Genomic DNA, 21,336 nt, shown 5'->3' with positions numbered 1-21,336 from the left:
CTCAGCGCAGACCATGGCCGCACGACACGCCGCGCCGACGGACAGCCTCCGATAGCGGCCAGCGTCACGCCATCCTGTCGTAGCCCGCAAAGGGCAGTTTTCTTCAATACGCGACGCGCGAGTCAGCCTACCGTTGGAACCTCGCACTCCCCGCCATCTTGCGGACGTGCCTGCAACGAGGATTCCGATGACCCTTTTCTATTCGATGGCCGCCTTCGCGCTGGCGGCTTCCATTACCCCCGGGCCAGTCAACGTCGTCGCGCTCGGCTCGGGGGCGCGTTACGGCCTCATGCCGAGTCTGCGTCATGTGACCGGGGCGACGGTCGGCTTCGTGGTGTTACTCGTCGCGGTCGGTTTCGGCGTCTATGAACTGCTGCAACGCATGCCGATACTGATGCACGCGATCCGGTGGTTCGGCGTAGCGTTCCTGCTGTACATGGCCTACAAGCTGGCGGTCGACGACGGCGAACTCGCCTCTCCCGATGACAGGCAAACGCAGCGTGGCCCCACGATGTCGCGCGGCGCCGTCATGCAGTGGCTGAACCCGAAGGCCTGGCTCGCGGCACTGGCCGGCATGGGGGCGTACACCGGCGGAGACCCCGCACGCATCTGGCAATTCGCGGCGATCTACTTTGTCGTGTGCTGGTTGTCGGTCGGTTGTTGGGCTGCGGCGGGGGCGATGCTGCGGCATCACATGCGCGACGCGAAGCGCATGCGTTATCTCAACCGGGGGATGGCCGCGCTGCTGGCGGCAAGTGCCGCGTATCTGGTGGCGGCGGGATGACGGTCGGACGGCGACCGGACTGCGGCTGGATTGTGGCGGGATGACGGCGCCCGTTCACGTATGGGGAGTGCTATCGCCCTCCATCACCCCTATCGCGCCCCATCGCCTCATACCGCACGCGTGTCGCGGTAATGCCCGGGCGTCGCGGCCAGCAGTTGCTTGAAGGTCCGCTGAAAGTGCGCCTGATCGGCGAAGCCCGCATCGAGCGCCACCTCGGCAATTGCATGTCCGCGACGCAATCGCGCCCGCGCGTACTGAATGCGCTGATTCATGACAAACGCGTGCGGCGTGAGGCCGTACTGCGCGCGAAACGCTCGCGTGAGGTACGACGCCGAAAGCCCTGCTGCATCGCAAATCTGCGCGAGCGTGAGCGCTTCGCAGCAATGGGCCCGGATGAAATCTGCCGCGCGGCCGAGCTTGTGCGAATCGTCCCGCATCGGCTTGGGCGCCGGGTTCAGTCGCTCGTGCACGTCGATGAAGAACTGCTGCACCACACTCTCGCGCTCCAGCCGGTCGCGCGACGCATCGGTGCAAACGTTGTAAAGCCGGTTCAGCCCGTCGTAGAGCGCCGGATCGGTCGATGACATCGGATCGAAGAGGTGCAGATCCTGCCCGTGCCCGAACCCGAGTTCGCGCTGCAAATCACGCAACCACGTCGTATCGACGAACAACATGCGATAGGCCCAGGCTTCGTCCCCGATGGGATTGCAGGCGTGCACGGCGTCGGGGTTCATCACGACCACACTGCCGCGCCCCACGGTCTCCCGCGCCCGTCCGTTGAGGTAGGTGCTGCGCCCGCCCGTCACCGCGCCGATGGAGAACGTCTCATGGCTGTGCAGCGCGTAGCACACGCGACGTCCGTCGAGCACCTCACGGGCTTCGAGAAACGGGAGCGACGGATCACGCCAGAAGGTCGACGGATACGGGCAGTCGATATGGGCGGCAGCGGCGTGTGAGGGCTTCGGCATTGGCACTGAATTCAATAACGACAACGATTCGGACGGGATGTCCGGCAAGGCAAGTGGCGGCAACGACGTGACCCGATGCGCGCCGATCTGACGAAAAGCATCGCGTCCTACGCCGCAGGCTTTCCGGTATCGGCGACCGCCGCATCCGGATCGATCGACAGCGGCGAGTTCGCGGGCGGCTCGGCTCCGCCGACCGCACCGGCCTCGACGTCGTCGAGCGGGCTGGTGCCATCCGCTTCGGCCACGAGCCAGGCGGCAAGCGCGTCGCGCTGCGCATAGGCGTCGGCCTCGCCCAGCGCGATGAGCTCCTGCGTGTAAGACGACTCGAACAGCAAGTAGCTCGCAAAGGCCGCACCGCGTTCGGCGTCGGCCCCGATGGCGCCGAGCATCGTGCGCACCGCGCGCGGCAGCTGTTTCAGGTGACGTGCCGCAATCGGCTCCAGCCGTTGGCTCGGCGAAATCAGCAGCGTGTCGATGGGACGCCACCCGCTCGACTCGCGCTGCGCCTCGGGCACGTAACGCAGCACGTTGTTGATGTGCTGCAAGCGTTCCAGATCCGCCGACAAGCCGTCGATGAACACACTGGCCAGCGCCTGACCGCCGATCTGCGCGAGGCTCGGATAACCGCCGATGCGCTCGCCGCTGCTGTCCAGCCCGTACTGCCCATGCGAGGCGCCGATGATGAGCACCCGCGTCGCGCCCAGATGGATCGGCGGACTGAGCGGCGCGATCTGCCGCATCGAGCCATCGCCGAAGTACTCCGGCTGTCCGTCGAGATCGAGTTCGATGGCGGGAAACAGGAACGGAATCGCGCTCGACGCCAGCAAATGCTCCACCGTCAGCGGCACGGCACGCGCCAGCCGCAGCGAACGCTTCCATGCCTGAATCGGCTCGGCGCTTTGATAGAAGGTGACGTGTTTGCCGGACGAGTACGACAGCGCAGTGACCGACAACGCTTCGAGCGCGCCGGAAGCGAAAACCTCCGGCAGCCGGTCAAGACGGATGGCCTGACGCAGCATGTCGGCGAGCGGCGACCAGTCGAACAGCGAGCGCGGCGAGCGGCGCAACGCCCAGCCCAGCGACAGGGCGGCGAGCCAGCGCGCGCCGGTCCCGGCCATGCCGAGAGAGTCGGCGCGGAACACCTGCCCCGCGTGGAACTGTCGCCAGACGGCGTCGAGCTTCATTACTCCGTGCTGGAAATCGTCGGCGTGCGACGCGAGCGCTGCGGCATTGATGGCGCCGGCCGAGGTGCCGCACACCACAGGAAACGGGATCGCTCGCCGCGACGGCAGGACCTCGCGCTGAATGGCGGCAATCGCCGCGAGCACGCCGACCTGATACGCAGCGCGTGCGCCGCCGCCCATCAGGACGAGACCGGTACGTTCGCCTGAGATCATGGGGCCTCCTCCTGCCTTCGCTCTCGTTTTGCTTTGTGTCGCGTCAGCCGCGTATGCCGACGGATCTCGCCGTCAACGCCGCTGTCGTCTCCCCGTGCAACTATCCCTTCTCCGTCCTTGCGATCCTGCGTATCCGTCGATTCGCCTGCTCCGTGATTCGCCGGGCTTACGACAATCGTCAACGATCATCGGCAATCCTCGCCGCCCGACGACGCTCACCACTTCCAGGCAGTCTGCTTGCCCGTCGCGGACGGCGCCTTGGCCACCTTGTCCGTGGCTTTGTCCGTTGCCTTTGCCGACGTCCCGGTGGCGGTTTTCGTCGATGTCCTGGCCGACGTCTTCACGGCTGCCGATTTCGCGGGCGTCTTCTTGCTGGCCGGTGCACGCTTTGCGGCAGTCTTGCCAGCCGTTTTCGTTGCGGGCTTCTTCGCCGCAGCACCGGTCTTTCCGGAGGCTTTGCCGGCGGTCGACGACGCTCCCGCCGCGGCCTTCGATGCGCCGCTCGCCGCATGCGTCGCCTTGGTGGCCGCTTCGGACATCTGGGCCGCTGCGGCTTCCGTCATCTGCGCGGCCGAGACACCGGCGGCTTGTGCGGCGGCGGCAATCTGGTCGAATTGCGCCCGCATCGCGTTGAACCACATCGACGGGTCGAGCGCGCCGTAAGCGCTGCTCGCCTGGGCGAACGGCGACGACGAAGCACCTGCGCCCTGCGGTTCGGCGTCCGGCCCGCCTTCCGTCTCCGGCGGTGCATCCGACTCATCCGGCTCAGCCTCGCTTGCCGAGGCCTCGGGCGCGGGTTCGACGTCCTGCGCCGATTCCGGCGTGGCGAACGGCGAGCGCCAGAAGTTCGACGCACTGCTATTGCTCGTGTCGGCAGTCCCGGTGTCCGACGCGCCTGCCGCCCCTGTAGTCCCCGTCGCACCGAAGCTGCCCGTGCCGAAGGCGCGCAGCGTGGCGTACGTCGCGCGCTGCACTTCGAACGCCTGAATGGTCGAGCGCAGCACGTTCAGATTCAGCGTGAGCCACTGCTCGACGGCGCGCATCTCGGCGATACGGTTCTCGATTTCGTTGGGATCGAGCAACGGCGCGGCGCTCTGCATCAATTGCGTCAGCGGCGAGGTGAAAGTCGCGGGCGGGCTGAAAGCCTCCCACATCTTCTTGAGAATGTCGAAGCCGTTCGGCATGGCACTCGTCGAATCGCTCATTACGATCTCCAGTCACGGTCGGGGACGCACGGCTTGCCGGCCAAGCCAGGCGCACGGGGCGTATGGCTATCGATCATACGCCGAGCGTGCGCCAGTGGTGTGTCAAAAAGGGACGGTCGGCAGAGGCGTCCCGAGCGGCGGCAGGGACTGCACACGGGCAGCCACCGAAAGGGACGGAAAGACGCCTTCAGAACGGCGCGTCTCCGCCAAAGTCCGGCGCACGGCGTTCGCGCAGCGAGGCGATGCCTTCGCGCACGTCCGGGCCGGCGAAGCCCATGAATTCGAGCGCCAGCGACGCATCGAACGACGGCCCGGCACTGCGCAGCCAGTTGTTGAGCGCGTACTTCGTCCAGCGAATCGCCGTCGTCGAGCCGCGCGCGAGCTTGTCGGCGACTTCGAATGCCTTGGGCAGCAGGTCCGCCTCGTCGACCGTGAGCGACACGAGGCCGATGCGCTCGGCCTCCTCGCCCGTCACCGGCTCGCACAGCAGCAGGTAGTACTTCGCCTTCGCCATGCCGCACAGCAGCGGCCAGACGATGGCGGCGTGATCGCCCGCTGCTACGCCGAGACGCGTATGCCCGTCGATGATGCGCGCCGTCTTCGCCGCGATCGAGATGTCTGCGAGCAGGCCCGCCACCAGCCCTGCGCCGACGGCCGGGCCGTGCATCGCCGAGACGATGGGCTTGCTGCAATTGATCACGTTGTAGACGAGGTCGCGCGCTTCGCGCCAGACACGGGCGCGCACAGCGAAATCGTCGGCCATGTCTTCCACGAGCGACAGATCGCCGCCGCCGGAGAAGCCCTTGCCTTCGCCACGGATCACGACGGCACGCGTTTCGGTGTCGCGGTCGATGTCGCGCCACACGTCGGCCAGTTCCTGATGCATGCGGTGGTCGGCCGTCGACAGACCGCTCTTGTTCGCACCGGCGCCCATGATGAGTTCAAGCACGCCGTTCGGATGCCGCTTGAATTGCAGCGACTGATAGTGTTGATACGGGTCTTGCGACATGGCTTACCGCTCCAAAAAAATATCCCCGCACAGGCGGGGATGGAACAGCGGCACCGACACAGGCCAGCGCCGCCGACGGTCAACAGGTCGATGCGAGCGGTCGGTATCGTCTCGTACCGTCTCGCATTCAGAGGGTCGTCATCGAGATTACGGCGCAATCACCCACTTGCCGTTGTCGATCTTGACCATCACGCGCGCACGCTGGTCGAGGCCGAGGTGATCGGTCGGGCTCATGTTGACCACGCCGTTGGAGACGTGGACATCCTTGCTCGTTTCCAGTGCGTCGCGCAGGGCCTTGCGGAATTCCGGCGTGCCCGGCTTGGCGTTGCTCTTGAGCGCGATCGGAATCGCACGCTGGAGCAGAATGCCGGCATCCCAGGCATACGAGCCGAAGGCGGCCACTTTGCCGGCGCCGTACTTGGCATCGAACTTCTTGATGTAGTCGAGCGCCACGGCCTTGGCCGGATGATCGTTCGGCAGTTGCGATGCCACGAGCACCGGGCTGGCCGGCAGGTACGTGTTGTTGCAGTCCTTGCCGCACACGCGCAGGAAGTCGTTATTGCCCACGCCGTGATTGTGATACACGAGGCCCTTGTAGCCGCGCTCGGCGAGCGCCTTCGGCGGCAGCGCGGCCGGCGTGCCCGCGGCACCCACGACGACGGCATCCGGGTTCTGCGCCATGATCTTGAGGATCTGGCCGGTCACGCTCGGGTCCGTACGGGCGAAGCGCTCGCTCGCGACCATCTTGATCTTGTGCAGGGCGGCGAATTTGGCGACTTCTTCGTAGAAGGCTTCGCCCAGCGCGTCGCCCTGACCGATGAAGGCCATCGTCTTCACGCCGTGACGGCTCGCATGCTCGGCGATGGCGGAGGCCATCTGCGCGTCGGTCTGCGGGGTCTTGAACATCCAGTAGCGCTTGGCGTCGACCGGTTCGATGATGCGGGCGGACGAAGCGAGCGAGATCGTCGGCGTGGTGCCGGCAGCGATCACGTCGAGCATCGCGAGCGTGTTCGGCGTGATCGACGAGCCGATGATGGCGTCGACGTGGTTCTCGGAGATGAGCTTCTTGGTGTTCTGAACGGCGGTCGTGGTGTCGGACGCGTCGTCCAGCACGATGTAGTCGACCTTCTCGCCGCCGATTTCCTTCGGCAGCATGCTGATCGTGTCGCGCGCGGGAAGGCCGAGCGAAGCGGCGGGGCCGGTGAGCGAGATGCTCACGCCAATCTTGACCTGAGCGGCAGCGCCGCCGGCCAACGCCAGCAACATCGCACCCAGCAGGGCAGTGCGCACGGGGTTTCGCATGGAAAATCTCCTGGTCTGGCCGGCGCTGGTGTTGTTCTCTAACGCCGGTGTCTCAAGACGGACACCGCGCGCCGCGCTGGCGAAAGTTAGGGCCGGTGCGCGAACCTGCCAGGCAGTCACACCGACTCAAGGAGACAAAGAATAGCGGAGCCAGAATTCCCCGCCATATCCGGGTTCACCCTATGACGTTACCCCCTGACACCCCGCAAAGCCTTACCGGACGCGGCGTTCGGCCCGGTTCATTTTCCCGTCCGGGCGGTCGGGCGTGCTGCCGTGTCGGCGCGCATCGATCACATGAAGCGACACAAGACCGACATCAGACCGACACAGCCGATGACGAGCCGCGTGGGCGACGAGGCCAATCAAACGCCGCCGCTTACTCGTCCAGCGGGGCAACCGCCTGATCGATGGCGCCGAAGATCGTCTTGCCCTGCGCGTCGAACATCTCGATACGCACCCGGTCGCCGTAGCGCATGAAGGCGGTCTCCGGCGCGCCCTTCTCGATGGTCTCCAGCATGCGCTTCTCGGCGATACAGGCGCTGCCCCGGCTGCGGTCCTTGTTCGAGATCGTGCCCGAACCGACGATGGTCCCGGCACGCGCGTTGCGCGTCTTGCACACGTGCGCCACCAGTTGCCCGAAGTCGAACACCATGTCCTCGCCGCACTCCGGTGCGCCGAACTTCCTGTCGTTCCACTTCACCATGAGCGGACGATGCACGCGGCCCTCGCGCCACGCGTCGCCCAACTCGTCGGGCGTAACGGCCACCGGCGAGAACGCGCTCGCCGGCTTGCTCTGGAAGAAACCGAAGCCCTTGGCCAGTTCCGCCGGAATCAGGTTGCGCAGGCTCACGTCGTTGACCAGCATCAGCAGACGCACGCCTTCGAGTGCACGCGCCGGGCTCGCCCCCATCGGCACGTCGGACGTCACGACCGCGACCTCGGCTTCGAAGTCGATGCCGAAGTCTTCCGACGCGCAGACGATGTCGTCCGTCGGCCCGATGAAGTCGTCGCTGCCGCCCTGATACATGAGCGGATCGGTCCAGAACTCGGGCGGCATTTCGGCGCCGCGCGCCTTTCGCACTAACTCGACGTGGTTCACATAGGCGGAGCCGTCCGCCCATTGATACGCGCGCGGCAACGGCGCCATGCATTCGGCAGGGTCGAACGCGAACGTGTTGCGCGCACGGCCATGGTTCAGCTCGGTGTAGAGCGAGTGCAGTTGCGGCGCGTAGAACGTCCAGTCGTCGAGCACGCGTTGCAGCGTGGGGGCGATGGCGTCGGCAATGCAGGCGGTCGACAGGTCGCGCGAGACGACGATCAACTGGCCGTCGCGGGTGCCGTCCTTACGGGTAGCGAGTTTCATGGCAATGGAGTCTGCGAGCGGGTTCGGGGTTCGGACCGGAGGAATCGGACAAGTCGTGTCTCGGGCACGAGGCCCGATAGAATGACGCGTGAAGCCGAGGATTCTACCCGAGGGCATCGCCGGCGACGGCCGGGAAGATCGGGCGGCCACGATAACAATGACAGAGACACATGACAGCGCCTGAACACGACAACACGACGGATCACGACAGCGGTCAAGATCGCGAGCCCCGCAATGAGAACGACGAGGGCAACGAAGGCAGCGCCGCCGCACCCGACGAGGAGAAGACCCGCTCGGGCATCCAGTCCATCGAAGTGGGCTTTCGTCTGATCGAAGTGCTGACCGAAGCGTCGAACGCGATGATGCTGCGCGACCTCGCGCACGCCGCCGGCATGAACCCCGCCAAGGCGCACCGTTATCTCGTGAGCTTCCAGCGGCTCGGACTCATCGTGCAGGACCCCGTGAGCGGACGTTACGACCTCGGCCCGTTCACGCTGCGCATGGGGCTCGCACACCTCGCCCGGATCGACGCTTTCAAGGCCGCCCGCTTCGCCCTGACCGAACTGCGCGACGCCATCGATCAGACGGTTGGCATCGCCGTGTGGGGCAATCAGGGACCGACCGTGGTGCATTGGCTCGAATCGACCTTCCCGATGCGCGTGCCGCTGCGGCTGGGCGACGTCATGCCCATGCTCGAATCCGCCGCCGGACGCCTGTTCGCGGCCTATCTCCCCGCGCGTCAGACGGCGCCGCTCATCGATGCGGCGCTGGCCGATCTTCAGCATGCGTCGCGTCACCATCTGCCCGCCACACGCGCGCAGTACGATGCCGTGCTCGACGACGTGCGCGCCCACCGGGCGTCGCGGGTCGAGGGCACGGTGCTCCCCTCCGTCAACGCCTTCTGCATGCCCGTGTTCGATGCGACGGGACAACTCGTGATGGGCCTCATGGCGCTCGGCCCCGAAAGCCGCTTCGATGCGAGTTGGGGCGGTCCGATCGACACGGCACTGCGCACACTCGCCCAAAACCTGTCGGCCGACCTCGGGCATGCGCACGCCCCCGGGAACCGGCGTTGAGTGAAGCGCCGCGGCACCCGACACGACGCGGGAAGACGCTGGAAGACGCGCCGCGAACGCGGCCGAACGGGCGCTGTCGAACCGAGTTCATCTCAATGTGCGATCCTGACGCTCTGACGTCCCGACTCATCGATTCTCGTGTCTTCGCGCCCGCCCAGCTCTTCCAACACCTCTCGCCACGCCGATGCCGACGTGACGCCGAACCCGGTCGGCCCTGACGCGTCCGGGGATTCGGCGCAAACGTCGCTCGCGCCGACGGGGTCAAAGGGGTCAAAGGGGTCAAAGGGGTCAAAGGGGTCAAAGGGGTCAAAGGCGTCGAAGTGTTCGAAGGGGCAGCAACCACCGAAATTACCGAAAGGCCCAAGGGGCCCGCGCCGACGTTGGAGGCTGTGGATGGGCGTATTGGCGGCGGTTTTCGTCGTTCATCTGCTCATCGCACTTTGGGTCGCCAGCCATCGCACGATGCTCGACGACACGCCGATTCCGAGCATTCCGATTACGCTCATCCCGCTCAAGCCGGTCGCGCCTCCACCGCCGCCAGCGCCGCCCGCACCACCACCGCCCAAGCCGGTGGTCAAGCCACGCCCGCCCCAGCCGACACCACCGGTCGAAGCCCCGCCCGACACGCTCGCCGCGCCGGTGGCGACCGACACGCCCGGGCCGCTGGCAGCGTCGGAAACGGCGGCAGGCGCAGGGGATACGACCGGCGCGAAGGCGTCCGCCGCCGCTGCACCGCCGAGCATCCCGCTCACTGCGGCAGCCGCCAACGGCGACAAGTTCGACCCGCCGCCCTCCGTCACCCTGACGTACGACGCGCTCATGAACGGCGTGCGCAACCAGACCGGCCAACTGCACTGGGTGAACGACAACGGGCGCTACCAGTTGCGCATCTCGGTGCCGATCATCTTTTTCGGCACGTTCGAGTTCATCAGCGAGGGCGGTTACGACGTCAACGGCATTGCACCGTCCCGTTATGTGGAAAAGCGCGGACGCCGCGCCGAATACATCACCGACTTCCATCGCGATGCCTCCCCCACGCTGTCCACGCTGCATTTCTCGCGCTCCGGGCAAACCGTCCCCCTCGCCCCCGGCGCGCAGGACCGCTTCAGCGTGATGATGCAACTGGCCGGCTACGCGAGAGGCAATCCCGAGCGGTACACGCAAGTCGGCGTGACGCACGAGTTCACGGTGGTCGACACGGACAGCAGCGAAGTGTGGCCGGTGCAGTACGTCGGCAGCGAGACGATGAGAACGCCGACGGGCTATGTGGAGACGCGTCACTTCACGCGCTTGCCGCGCAAATCGGGCGATGAGCGTCGTGTGGATATCTGGCTGGCGCCGTCGCTCGACTGGTTGCCGGTGCGTGTCAGGCAGACGGAGCCGTCGGGCACCGAATTCGAGCTGATCTTTACCGAAAAGTCGGCGCAGTGAGCGGGCCAGGACGCAACGGGAGCTGAGGTGACTTAGCCCGTCCGAACCGCCCCAACCCCTACGGCACGCAGGGTTTTCCACCCCTGAGAAATCCCCTTCGATTCCTTAGAATTTCGAGCGATACCGCTGTGACGCGGGTGCGCGGCGAAGTGTTGCCCAACTACTACGAAACGCTCAGCAGGATCCTGATCTTCCTGACATAATCAGAATCATCCCGACAGCATTTTCGACGCATCGACGCCCGACGACATCACCTCGCAACGTAGTGACGATACCAGGGGGCCTCCCATGAAAGTCAGCGCCAACGGAGCATCGATTCATTATGCGGTGGAGGGTCACGGACCGTGGCTGACGCTCGCGCATCCGTTGGGGGCCGATCTCACCGTCTGGGACGATCTCGTGCCCGAGCTGACGGCTCACTTTCGGGTCCTGCGTTATGACAGTCGGGGGCATGGCCGCAGCGAGGTGACCCGCGGCCCCTATTCCATCGGACAACTGGCCGTCGACGCGACCGCCCTGCTCAGTTCGCTGGAAATCCCGAGTACCCACTTCGTCGGCATTTCGATGGGCGGCGCCGTCGCCCAGCAGGTGGCGCTGGACGCTCCTGAGCGCATTGCCAGCCTCACGCTGATCGACACCACGTGCGGCTACGACGACGCCGACGCCAAACTCTTCCTCGAGCGCGCCGCGAAAGCCCGTGCCCACGGCATGAAGGAACTCGCCGCCGGCACATTGGAACGCTGGCTTGGTGAGCGTTTTCGCAAACATCACCCCGAGACGGCCGAACGCATTCGCGCGCTGGTGGCGCATGCCGATCCGGAAGGCTTTGCGGCCGCGTGCGAAGCTCTGGCAGCGTTCGATGTGCGAAATCGTTTGTCGGAAATCGAAGCACCGACGCTGGTGCTCGTGGGCGAGAACGATCCCTCGACGCCGCCCGCCGTGGCGCGACGCATCGCCGACGGGATCGCCGGGGCCCAGTTGGAGATCGTGCCTGACGCCGCGCACTTGTCGATCGTCGAGCAGAAACAGTTCGTAACCAAAGCCCTTGCAACATTTTTGGCAGGGGCCGCATCTAAGGTCTGAAACCTGCAAAATGGTGGAAATGAGGAACTTGCGGGACTTGTTGCGGAACCTTTGATAAAAGGAGGGCCAAAACCATTGAATTCGTCAGCCGGTGTGCCGATAAGCGAATCATGGGGCACTGCCTCTTGAAATCGCGCCGCGTCGCCCCTATGTGGGTTACCAAGGACCATGCAGGAACACCAGGAGAGTTGCCATGCTCATGATTTACAACAGCCCGAATTACTGTGTCGTGGAGTTTGCCGCCGATAACGGCAATCATTCGCTGTCCGCCGGTGGCTATGAAATCGTGGACAAGACCGCAGGCCGTGAGATTTTCCTCGACGGCTCGCTTGCCCGGCAATTCCGTGAAGAAGTGCAGAAGTTGATTGCCACCGAACCTTCCGAGGACGAAGTCGACGAATTCCTCGGTCAGTTCGATAACTTCATGACGAACCCGGTTGTGCTCCATTGAAAGCCGTCACCCACGCGGTGCAGCCACACGAAAAACCCTCGCCTCGGCGAGGGTTTTTTCATGGGATGGGAATCCGGCCGTACGCCTGACCTCATGTCAGGCTTTTCAGGCCTTCCAGGCTTATCAGGCTTGCCGGGCGTCGGCAGGACGCCGGCTCAGCATTGCTGCCATGGCAACCCATCGAAACGCCAGCCGTTGACGGCATTGCGGTGATGGGTGGCGTCCAGATCGCCCTCGAAGCCGTGCAGCACCCCGTACACATTCACAAAGCCCGCCGCCTCCAGCGCCTCGCCCGCCGCCATGCTGCGGTTGCCGCTGCGGCAGATGAGCATGACGGGACGCTCGCCTCCGGCCCCGGCCAGCTTGCGCACGCTCTGCACGAAGTGCGGGTTGATCTCCCAGTCCGGGCCGTCGTTCCACGCCACGTGGATGGCGCCGACCGGATGGCCGACGAACAGGTGTTCCATCTCGCTGCGGCAATCCACGAACAGCGCGTTGGCATTGGCTTGCAGGAACTTGTGAGCGGCGCTCGGGAGCAGGAATTCCATTTCGTCGACAAAACTTCGGGAAAGTTGGATGACACCGCCCTGCGGGCGTCCCGACAGCCCCGTTCTCGGGCGTCGGCGCGCGGGCGGCATTCGCGAAAACCATTACAATTATAGGTTTTCCGGCCACTCCAAGGCGACGTCCTTCATGAGCACCGCAACCCCATCCGCCGCAAGCGCACGGCCTGCCGCTTCGAATGCACTGCCGAATGCACTGCCATACACGCGCGGTCAGACCCTGCCTGCGCTGCTCGAACAGCGCATCCTGATCCTGGACGGCGCCATGGGAACGATGATTCAGCGGTACAAGCTGGACGAAGCACAGTACCGCGGCGCGCGTTTCGCCGACTTCGCGCACGACGTCAAGGGCAACAACGAGCTGCTCTCGCTCACCCGCCCGGACGTCATCAGCGAAATCCACCGTCAGTATCTGGCTGCCGGCGCCGACATCATCGAGACGAACACCTTCGGGGCGACGACGATCGCGCAGGCCGATTACCACATGGAAGATCTGGCCGACGAGATGAACCGCGAGTCGGCGCGTCTGGCCCGTGAAGCCTGCGCCGCGTTCAGCACGCCGGACAAGCCCCGTTTTGCCGCCGGCGCCGTCGGCCCGACGCCCAAGACCGCGAGCATCAGCCCGGACGTGAACGACCCCGGCGCACGCAACGTCGACTTCGACCAGTTGCGCGACGCGTACTACGCGCAGGCGAAGTCGCTCATGGAAGGCGGCGTGGACCTGTTCCTGGTCGAGACGATCTTCGACACGCTCAACGCCAAGGCCGCGCTCTTCGCCATCGACGAACTGTTCGAGGACACCGGCGAGATCCTGCCGATCATGATTTCCGGCACGGTGACGGACGCCTCCGGGCGCATTCTGTCGGGCCAGACCGTGGAAGCGTTCTGGAACTCGCTGCGTCACGCACGTCCGCTCACCTTCGGCCTGAACTGCGCGCTCGGCGCGACGCTCATGCGCCCGTACATCGCCGAGCTGGCCAAGCTGTGCAACACCTATGTGTCGGTCTACCCGAACGCCGGCCTGCCCAACCCGATGAGCGACACGGGCTTCGACGAGACGCCCGACGTGACGTCCGGCCTGCTCAAGGAGTTCGCACAGGCCGGTCTCGTGAATCTGGCCGGCGGCTGCTGCGGCACCACGCCCGAGCACATCGCCGAGATCGCCAAGGCGCTCGCGGACGTGAAGCCGCGTCGCTGGCCGTCGCAGTATCGCAATGACGAGGACGCGTAAGCGACGAGGCGACGCAGCTACGAAGCTACGAAGCTACGAAGCGACGAAGCGACGAAGCGGCGTATAGGCGCGACGCATCACCCCTCGTCCGCACGATGCACTAACCACTGAACGGATTGCCCCATGAGTCAAACGTCTGTCGAACCGTCGGTCCAGCCGATGCGCCTGTCCGGCCTCGAGCCCTTCAACATCGGCGCGGGCACGCTTTTCGTGAACGTCGGCGAGCGTACCAACGTCACCGGCTCGAAAGCGTTCGCACGCATGATCCTGAACGGCCAGTTCGACGAAGCGCTCGCGGTTGCCCGCCAGCAGGTCGAGAACGGCGCGCAGGTCATCGACATCAACATGGACGAGGCCATGCTCGACTCCAAGGCCGCGATGGTTCGCTTCATGAACCTGATCGCCTCGGAGCCGGACATCGCGCGCGTGCCGATCATGATCGACTCGTCGAAGTGGGAAGTGATCGAAGCCGGTCTGAAGTGCGTGCAGGGCAAGGCCATCGTCAACTCGATCTCGCTCAAGGAAGGCAAGGAAGCCTTCGTGCATCACGCCAAGCGCATTCGCCGCTACGGCGCGGCGGCCGTGGTCATGGCGTTCGACGAACAGGGACAGGCCGACACCTACCAGCGCAAGACCGAAATCTGCGAGCGCAGCTATCGCGTGCTGGTCGACGAAGTGGGCTTCCCGCCCGAAGACATCATCTTCGATCCGAACATCTTCGCAGTCGCCACCGGCATCGAAGAGCACAACAACTACGCCGTCGACTTCATCAACGCCACGCGCTGGATCAAGCAGAACCTGCCCGGCGCGAAGATCAGCGGCGGCGTGTCGAACGTCTCGTTCTCGTTCCGCGGCAACGATCTCGTGCGCGAAGCGATTCACACGGTGTTCCTGTACCACGCGATTCAGGCGGGCATGGACATGGGCATCGTCAACGCCGGTCAGCTCGGCGTGTATGAGAACCTCGACCCGGAACTGCGTGAGCGCGTGGAAGACGTGGTGCTCAACCGTCGCGAGGACAGCACCGAGCGTCTGCTGGAGATCGCCGACCGCTTCAAGGGCGGCGCCGCCAAGCGCGAAGAGAATCTGGAGTGGCGCAATCAGCCGGTCGAAGCGCGTCTCGCGCATGCGCTGGTACACGGCATCACGACCTTCATCGTCGAAGACACCGAGGAAGTGCGCCAGAAGATCGCCGATGCGGGCGGTCGCCCGATTCAGGTCATCGAAGGCCCGCTCATGGACGGCATGAACGTCGTGGGCGACCTGTTCGGCGCAGGCAAGATGTTCCTGCCGCAGGTCGTGAAGAGCGCGCGCGTGATGAAGCAGGCCGTGGCGCACCTCGTGCCGTTCATCGAGGAAGAGAAGGCGCGCATGGCCGCTGCCGGCGAGGATGTGCGCTCCAAGGGCAAGATCGTGATCGCCACGGTCAAGGGCGACGTGCACGACATCGGCAAGAACATCGTCACCGTGGTGCTTCAGTGCAATAACTTCGAAGTCGTCAACATGGGCGTGATGGTGCCGTGCGCCGAGATACTCGCCAAGGCGAAGGAAGAAGGCGCCGACATCATCGGCCTGTCGGGACTCATCACGCCGAGCCTGGAAGAGATGGCCTACGTGGCGTCGGAAATGCAGCGCGACGACTACTTCCGTCTGCGCAACATTCCGCTGCTCATCGGCGGCGCCACGACCTCGCGCGTGCACACCGCCGTGAAGATCGCGCCGCACTACGAAGGCCCGGTCATCTACGTGCCGGACGCCTCGCGCTCCGTCTCGGTCGCCTCGAACCTGCTCTCCGACGACGCCGCCGAGCGCTACCTCGACGAGGTGAAGACGGATTACGACCGCGTGCGCGCACAGCATGCGAACCGCAAGGCCACGCCGATGGTGTCGCTCGCCACCGCGCGCGAGAACAAGTTCAAGGTCGACTGGTCGAGCTACGTGCCGCCGAAGCCGAAGTTCATCGGACGGCGCCTGTTCAAGAACTACGATCTGGCCGAACTCGCGGACTACATCGACTGGGGTCCGTTCTTCCAGACGTGGGACCTCGCCGGACCGTACCCGGCGATCCTCACCGACGAGATCGTCGGCGACTCGGCCCGGCGCGTGTTCGAGGACGGCAAGGCCATGCTCGATCGCCTGATCAAGGGCCGCTGGCTGACGGCCAACGCCGTGATCGCGATGCTGCCGGCGAACGTGGTGAACGACGACGACATCGAGATCTACACCGACGAGTCGCGCTCGGAAGTCGCGTTCACGTGGCACAACCTGCGTCAGCAGAGCGAGCGCCCGGTGGTGGATGGCGTGCGTCGCCCGAACCGCTCGCTGGCCGATTTCATCGCCCCCAAGGACAGCGGCGTGGCCGACTACATCGGCGTGTTCGCCGTGACGGCGGGGCTCGGCGTGGACGCGAAGGAAGCCGGTTTCCTCGCCACGCACGACGACTACAGCGCCATCATGCTCAAGGCGCTGGCCGACCGTCTGGCCGAAGCCTTCGCCGAGTGCATGCACGCACGTGTGCGCCGTGACTTCTGGGGCTACGCGGCCGACGAGCAGCTCGACAACGACGCGCTCATCAAGGAGAAGTACATCGGCATTCGCCCGGCCCCCGGCTATCCCGCCTGCCCGGAGCACTCGGTCAAGGGCCCGATGTTCCACTACCTGCAAGCGCACGACGTCGGCATGAGCGTGACGGAATCGATGGCCATGCTGCCGGCCGCCAGCGTCTCGGGCTTCTACCTGTCGCATCCGGACAGCACGTACTTCACGCTCGGCAAGATCGGCCCCGATCAGGTCGAGGACTTCATGGAGCGCACCGGCGTGGATGAAGCCACGGCGCGCCGTCTGCTGGCCCCGCAACTGTCGTAATCCTCGTCATCGCTACCGGGGCGACGAAAAACAACACGTCGCCCCGCCCTCCCGGCAGCATGCCTTCCCCCCGTCAAATCCCGGTGCCATAATGCGGCGGCGCAACATGACCGCAGGCTCCTGTCGAGACGTTCCATGCAAGCCCTGAACAGCATCCAGAATTTCCACCTCCTCCCGCTGCTCAACACCCTCGTGTCGCTCGCCGTGGCGTTCATTCTCGGCACGATCATCGGCGTGGAGCGTCAGGTCCGGCAACGCACAGCGGGGTTGCGGACCAACGTACTGGTGGCCGTTGGCGCCGCCGCATTCGTCGATCTGTCGATGCGGCTCATGCCGGGCGATACGCGCGTGATTGCGTATGTCGTGTCGGGCGTCGGCTTCCTCGGCGCGGGCGCGATCATGAAGGACGGGGCGTCGGTGCGCGGCCTGAACACCGCCGCCACGCTGTGGGGATCAGCCGCCGTCGGTGCGGCAGCGGGCGCCAGCCTGATCGTCGAAGCCGTCGTCGTGGCGTTCTTCGTGCTGGCGGCCAACACGTTGCTGCGGCCTGTCGTCAACCGCATCAACCGGGCGCCGATCAACGAGGCGACCTCGGAAGCCACGTATGCGCTGTCCGTCATCTGCGCCCGCACCACGCAGCGCGACGTGCTCGACAAGGTGGAAGCGTGGCTCGAAGCGTCGAACTACCCGGTGCGTGCGCTCGACATCCACCCGTTCGGCGAGTCGGAAGTCGAAATCGAGGCGCTGCTGCTGCCGACCGCCGTCAAGGCCGGCGAACTCGATGCGCTCACCGATCATCTGGAAACGCTTCCCGGCGTCAATCAGGTGTTCTGGTCAAGTCGTTCGGATGACTAATCATTAGGCGCCGCACGACGGGCGTTGATTACGTATTCGCGAGAGAAATCGGGAAAGTTCCCAGGAATTTTCCGAATTACATTCCATTACAAAGCCTTACAGCACAGCGTGACTCAGCTTCTTAGACTGGAATCTCACTAACGCAAGTGATGCCTGCACGAAAGATATTCCTTCCGTGTGCAGCGCAAAGCAAAGGAGTCCATCTGATGAAGAAGCTGACTTATTCGATCGCAGCGTCCGTCGCCGCCCTGACCCTCGCCGGTGCCTCGGCACTGAGTTTCGCTCAAGGTTCGGCAGGTGGCGGCGCAGCCGGCCCTGGCGGAGGCACGACGACGGACCCGTCGACTCCGATGCCGAGTCAGGCCTCGCCGAATTCGCGTCAGGCACCGACGCCGGGCGCACAGACGATGACGCCGTCGGACCCGCATCCGAATTCCAAGGCGCAGAAGCCGCGTCACAGCACCAAGAAGACCCCGAACAACGGCAACACCGGTAATGGCGCCACGAACGCGCCGGATAACGCACCGGGCAAGGCCCAGTAATTCTCGAAACGGCCGCCGAAAAAAAAGCAGGCCCGCAATTTGCGGCCTGCTTTTTTGTGCGCTCGTTTCGTGCGCTCGTCGCATGCACCGGGATGGCCCGGTGCGCTGAACTCAGCGGCTGACTTCCCACATGACAGCGCCGCCTTCGGCGTTCGCTTCCCTCAGCATGTTCAGCAGCGGATAGGCACGTTGCGACAGACGCAGACGATTGTCGTCATCGCGCTCGTCGGACTTCTTGCCTTCGTTTTCCTTGTCGGCAGCGGCCTTGTCTTCCGCGATAGCCGCTTCGAGCTTCGCGATGGCGGCTCCCGTCTCATCCGACCCGATCGCACCGCGCTCGCCGACCTTCTTCCCGACGATACCCAGCAGCAATTGCGCCAGATTCTCCAGCATGTTGATCGTAGGCGACGCATGCGCCGTGAACGTTACCAGCATGGTTGGCTCCCTTTTCGAGTTATCACCACCACCGTCCCTGAATTGTTACGCAAGGAGGGGTACCGTGACTTCATCATACACCTGTTAAAATCCGGTGCTGACGATTCAACTGCCTGTCCGGACGTGTCTGGACGCCCGAAACACCCGCCAATGCTACCCGCCCAAAAGAATGCTCTCGTCGCGCTGATCGGCGACGTCGTCGCCGGTTTGATGCCTGCGGACGGCACCGCGCCTGCCGCGCCCGTCATCCTGCTCGAACGCCCGAAAGTCGCCGCACACGGCGATCTGGCCTGTAACGTGGCGATGCAACTCGCCAAGCCGTTGCGCGCCAATCCGCGCGAGCTGGCCCAGAAGATTGCCGACGCGATGCTCGCCGACGCCCGTGCCAAGGGTCTCGTCGACGCCGTCGAAATCGCCGGCCCGGGCTTCATCAACCTGCGCCTGGCCAATGCCACCAAGCAGTCGGTCGCCCGCGCGATCCTGACCGAAGGCGCCGCCTTCGGCCGCCGCGCCGCCAGCAACGAAGCGGTGCCGGTGCTCATCGAATTCGTCTCCGCTAACCCGACCGGCCCGCTGCACGTGGGTCACGGCCGTCAGGCGGCTCTCGGCGACACGATCTCCGCGCTGCTCGGCACGCAGGGCCGTGCGGTCCACCGCGAGTTCTATTACAACGACGCCGGCGTGCAGATCCAGACGCTCGCCATGTCGGTGCAGGCCCGCGCACGCGGCTTCAAGCCGGGCGACGCCGAATGGCCGGAGTCGGCCTACAACGGCGACTACATCGGCGATATCGCGCAGGACTTCCTCGCCGGCAAGACCGTGCAGGCGTCCGACGGCGCGCCCGTCACCGGCAGCGGCGACATCGAAGATATTGACTCGATCCGTGCATTCGCCGTGGCGTATCTGCGCCGCGAGCAGGACATCGACCTGCAGACGTTCGGCGTGATCTTCGATCAGTACTATCTCGAATCGTCGCTGTACGCCGACGGCAGCGTCGAACGCACCGTGCAGGCGCTCATCGACGCCGGCGTGACGTACGAGCAGGAAGGCGCGCTGTGGCTGCGCACGACCGACTACGGCGACGACAAGGACCGCGTGATGCGCAAGTCCGACGGCACGTACACGTACTTCGTGCCGGACGTTGCGTATCACACGCGCAAGTGGGATCGCGGCTTCCATCAGGTCATCAACGTGCAGGGCTCGGACCACCACGGCACCATCGCCCGCGTGCGCGCCGGCCTGCAAGCGCTGGGCATCGGCATTCCGAAGGGCTACCCCGACTACGTGCTGCACAAGATGGTTACCGTCATGCGCAACGGCGAAGAGGTGAAAATCTCCAAGCGCGCGGGCAGCTATGTGACAGTGCGCGACCTGATCGAATGGTCGGGCGGCATTACGGCAGAAACGCCGGTGACGGACCCCACCGAGCGTGAAGACGCCCTGCGCCGTGGTCGCGATGCCGTGCGTTTCTTCCTAATTTCGCGCAAGGCCGATACCGAATTCGTGTTCGACGTGGATCTCGCGCTCAAGCAGAACGACGAGAACCCGGTGTATTACGTGCAATACGCGCACGCGCGTATCTGCTCGATCCTCACGCAATGGGGCGGTGACGAAGCCGCACTGGCCAACGCCGATCTCGCGCCGCTCGACAGCGAACGCGCGCTCGCGCTGCTGCAACTGCTCGCCGAGTACCCGGACATGCTCACGCGTGCCGCCGAGGAACTTGCGCCGCACGCCGTGGCCTTCTATCTGCGGGATCTGGCAGGCGCGTTCCACTCCTTCTACAACTCGGATCGCGTGCTGGTGGACGACGAAACCGTGAAGCATGCGCGTCTCGCGCTGCTGGCGGCGACGCGTCAGGTGCTGCGCAACGGGCTTGCCGTGCTGGGCGTGTCGGCCCCGGCCAAGATGTAAGTTATCCAACCACTCCGAACGGCAAGCCGCATCGGAACTCTGTAAGGACGGAATCGACTCGATGGCAAACACACGTCGACCACCCCGCCAGCGGGGCGGTACTTTTCTGGGCATCGTGCTCGGCCTGATCGTTGGGCTGGCCGTTGCCGTCGTCGTTGCGCTCTACATCACGAAGACGCCGACGCCGTTCGTCGAAAAGACGCCGCCGCGTCCGGCCGACAACTCGCCGGCCGCACAGGCACCGGACCCGAACAAGTCGCTCCAGCCGCGTACGCCGCTGCCGGGTGCCGCGTCGGGCGCTGCCGTGCCGGATACGGCATCGGCGGTCGAGTCGTCGCCGCTCGTACCGGGCGTTCCGGTGCAGCCGCCGGTCGCCTCGGCCCCGACGGCCCCGGCCACGCCGCCGGCCCAGACGAAGCCGTCGCCGGCCGACATCCTGAACGGCAAGTCGACGGTGCCGGTCGCGCCCCCGACCACGCCGCCCGCGAGCGCCACGGATAACGCCAGCACGGGTTACTACCTGCAAGTCGGCGCGTTCAAGTCGCAGAGCGACGCCGAACAACTGCGCGCCAAGCTGGCCCTGTCGGGCTTCGAAGCGAAGGTCACGCAGCGCGATGCCAACGGTCTGACGCTCTTCCGCGTGCGTCTCGGCCCGTACGGCAAGCTCGACGAGATGAATCACGTGCGTCAACGCCTGCAGGACGGCGGGTACGACACGGCAGTCATCCGTTTCACGAAGCAATGAACGCGAGAGGCGTTGCACCGTAAGGGCAACGCCTTTTGTTTCTCCCCTCGAAACTGTCAGGCCCCCGCCCGGCAAGGAATGGCAAAACCCCGCATCATTGGGGCTGCGTTCGCTGCC

Annotated in this window: 19 protein-coding genes; 11 read left to right on the top strand and 8 right to left on the bottom strand. The window is 65.2% G+C overall.

Annotation, left to right across the window (positions count from 1 at the left end):
* The first annotated feature begins 187 nt into the window (after positions 1-187).
* On the top strand, positions 188-784 hold the full coding sequence (locus tag C5N93_RS21670) for a LysE family translocator (RefSeq protein WP_242560853.1): 597 nt from the start codon (positions 188-190) through the stop codon (positions 782-784).
* A gap of 107 nt (positions 785-891) precedes the next feature.
* Here C5N93_RS21670 and C5N93_RS21665 read toward each other — a convergent pair whose 3' ends face one another.
* The 6 genes from C5N93_RS21665 to C5N93_RS21640 form a co-directional block, all read right to left on the bottom strand.
* A complete protein-coding gene (locus C5N93_RS21665) occupies positions 892-1,752 on the bottom strand; it encodes an AraC family transcriptional regulator (protein ID WP_242560852.1) in 861 nt (286 codons plus the stop codon).
* Between the two features lie 107 nt (positions 1,753-1,859).
* Positions 1,860-3,149: a patatin-like phospholipase family protein gene (locus tag C5N93_RS21660; RefSeq protein WP_069344689.1), complete on the bottom strand. Its 1,290-nt coding sequence runs from the start codon at positions 3,147-3,149 to the stop codon at positions 1,860-1,862.
* 215 nt (positions 3,150-3,364) lie between these two features.
* Positions 3,365-4,354 (bottom strand): PhaM family polyhydroxyalkanoate granule multifunctional regulatory protein, encoded by a 990-nt coding sequence (locus tag C5N93_RS21655; RefSeq protein ID WP_242560851.1) that lies wholly within the window; start codon positions 4,352-4,354, stop codon positions 3,365-3,367.
* A gap of 187 nt (positions 4,355-4,541) precedes the next feature.
* Complete coding sequence (locus C5N93_RS21650; RefSeq protein WP_069344691.1) at positions 4,542-5,363, bottom strand: enoyl-CoA hydratase/isomerase family protein; 822 nt, start codon at positions 5,361-5,363, stop codon at positions 4,542-4,544.
* 147 nt (positions 5,364-5,510) lie between these two features.
* Positions 5,511-6,629: an ABC transporter substrate-binding protein gene (locus tag C5N93_RS21645; protein WP_242560941.1), complete on the bottom strand. Its 1,119-nt coding sequence runs from the start codon at positions 6,627-6,629 to the stop codon at positions 5,511-5,513.
* Between the two features lie 412 nt (positions 6,630-7,041).
* Entirely contained in the window at positions 7,042-8,028 is a 987-nt protein-coding gene (locus C5N93_RS21640) for a fumarylacetoacetate hydrolase family protein (RefSeq protein WP_242560850.1), read from the bottom strand.
* A 170-nt stretch (positions 8,029-8,198) separates the two neighbouring features.
* On the opposite strand from C5N93_RS21640, the gene C5N93_RS21635 reads away from it, so the two are divergent.
* The 4 genes from C5N93_RS21635 (at position 8,199) to C5N93_RS21620 (ending at position 12,069) form a co-directional block, all read left to right on the top strand.
* Complete coding sequence (locus tag C5N93_RS21635) at positions 8,199-9,104, top strand: IclR family transcriptional regulator (RefSeq protein WP_242560849.1); 906 nt, start codon at positions 8,199-8,201, stop codon at positions 9,102-9,104.
* Between the two features lie 393 nt (positions 9,105-9,497).
* On the top strand, positions 9,498-10,535 hold the full coding sequence (locus C5N93_RS21630; protein ID WP_242560848.1) for a DUF3108 domain-containing protein: 1,038 nt from the start codon (positions 9,498-9,500) through the stop codon (positions 10,533-10,535).
* 288 nt (positions 10,536-10,823) lie between these two features.
* Positions 10,824-11,618, top strand: a complete 795-nt coding sequence (locus C5N93_RS21625) for an alpha/beta fold hydrolase (RefSeq protein WP_242560847.1) — start codon at positions 10,824-10,826, stop codon at positions 11,616-11,618.
* A 193-nt stretch (positions 11,619-11,811) separates the two neighbouring features.
* Positions 11,812-12,069, top strand: coding sequence for a DUF3567 domain-containing protein (locus C5N93_RS21620; RefSeq protein ID WP_069343189.1), 258 nt, complete (start codon positions 11,812-11,814; stop codon positions 12,067-12,069).
* A 155-nt stretch (positions 12,070-12,224) separates the two neighbouring features.
* Here the strand turns inward: C5N93_RS21620 and C5N93_RS21615 are convergent, their stop codons facing one another.
* Complete coding sequence (locus tag C5N93_RS21615; RefSeq protein WP_150720960.1) at positions 12,225-12,617, bottom strand: rhodanese-like domain-containing protein; 393 nt, start codon at positions 12,615-12,617, stop codon at positions 12,225-12,227.
* A gap of 145 nt (positions 12,618-12,762) precedes the next feature.
* Here C5N93_RS21615 and C5N93_RS21610 point away from each other — a divergent pair, with 145 nt between their 5' ends.
* The 4 genes from C5N93_RS21610 to C5N93_RS21595 all read left to right on the top strand — a co-directional run bounded on the left by C5N93_RS21610 (position 12,763) and on the right by C5N93_RS21595 (position 18,125).
* Positions 12,763-13,863 (top strand): homocysteine S-methyltransferase family protein, encoded by a 1,101-nt coding sequence (locus C5N93_RS21610; protein WP_242560846.1) that lies wholly within the window; start codon positions 12,763-12,765, stop codon positions 13,861-13,863.
* A gap of 123 nt (positions 13,864-13,986) precedes the next feature.
* Positions 13,987-16,728 (top strand): methionine synthase, encoded by a 2,742-nt coding sequence (gene metH, locus C5N93_RS21605; protein ID WP_242560845.1) that lies wholly within the window; start codon positions 13,987-13,989, stop codon positions 16,726-16,728.
* Positions 16,729-16,872: 144 nt separating this feature from the next.
* Positions 16,873-17,583 (top strand): MgtC/SapB family protein, encoded by a 711-nt coding sequence (locus C5N93_RS21600; RefSeq protein ID WP_150721121.1) that lies wholly within the window; start codon positions 16,873-16,875, stop codon positions 17,581-17,583.
* 206 nt (positions 17,584-17,789) lie between these two features.
* Entirely contained in the window at positions 17,790-18,125 is a 336-nt protein-coding gene (locus tag C5N93_RS21595; protein WP_150720958.1) for a hypothetical protein, read from the top strand.
* Between the two features lie 111 nt (positions 18,126-18,236).
* Here the strand turns inward: C5N93_RS21595 and C5N93_RS21590 are convergent, their stop codons facing one another.
* Positions 18,237-18,560: a DUF1840 domain-containing protein gene (locus C5N93_RS21590; protein ID WP_242560844.1), complete on the bottom strand. Its 324-nt coding sequence runs from the start codon at positions 18,558-18,560 to the stop codon at positions 18,237-18,239.
* Positions 18,561-18,710: 150 nt separating this feature from the next.
* On the opposite strand from C5N93_RS21590, the gene argS reads away from it, so the two are divergent.
* Together argS and C5N93_RS21580 are read left to right on the top strand one after the other, a co-directional pair.
* Positions 18,711-20,474, top strand: coding sequence for an arginine--tRNA ligase (argS, locus tag C5N93_RS21585; protein WP_242560843.1), 1,764 nt, complete (start codon positions 18,711-18,713; stop codon positions 20,472-20,474).
* Between the two features lie 61 nt (positions 20,475-20,535).
* The gene (locus C5N93_RS21580; protein WP_242560842.1) at positions 20,536-21,219 is read left to right on the top strand and encodes an SPOR domain-containing protein; all 684 of its coding nucleotides are present in this window, start codon (positions 20,536-20,538) and stop codon (positions 21,217-21,219) included.
* Positions 21,220-21,336 lie beyond the last annotated feature (117 nt).

The organism is Pandoraea sp. LA3 (assembly GCF_022696215.1).
In the GTDB taxonomy this organism is placed as follows: Bacteria; Pseudomonadota; Gammaproteobacteria; order Burkholderiales; family Burkholderiaceae; genus Pandoraea; species Pandoraea capi.
Note: the sequence above shows the minus strand (reverse complement) of the source record. Positions and strands in the feature narration are given on the sequence as shown.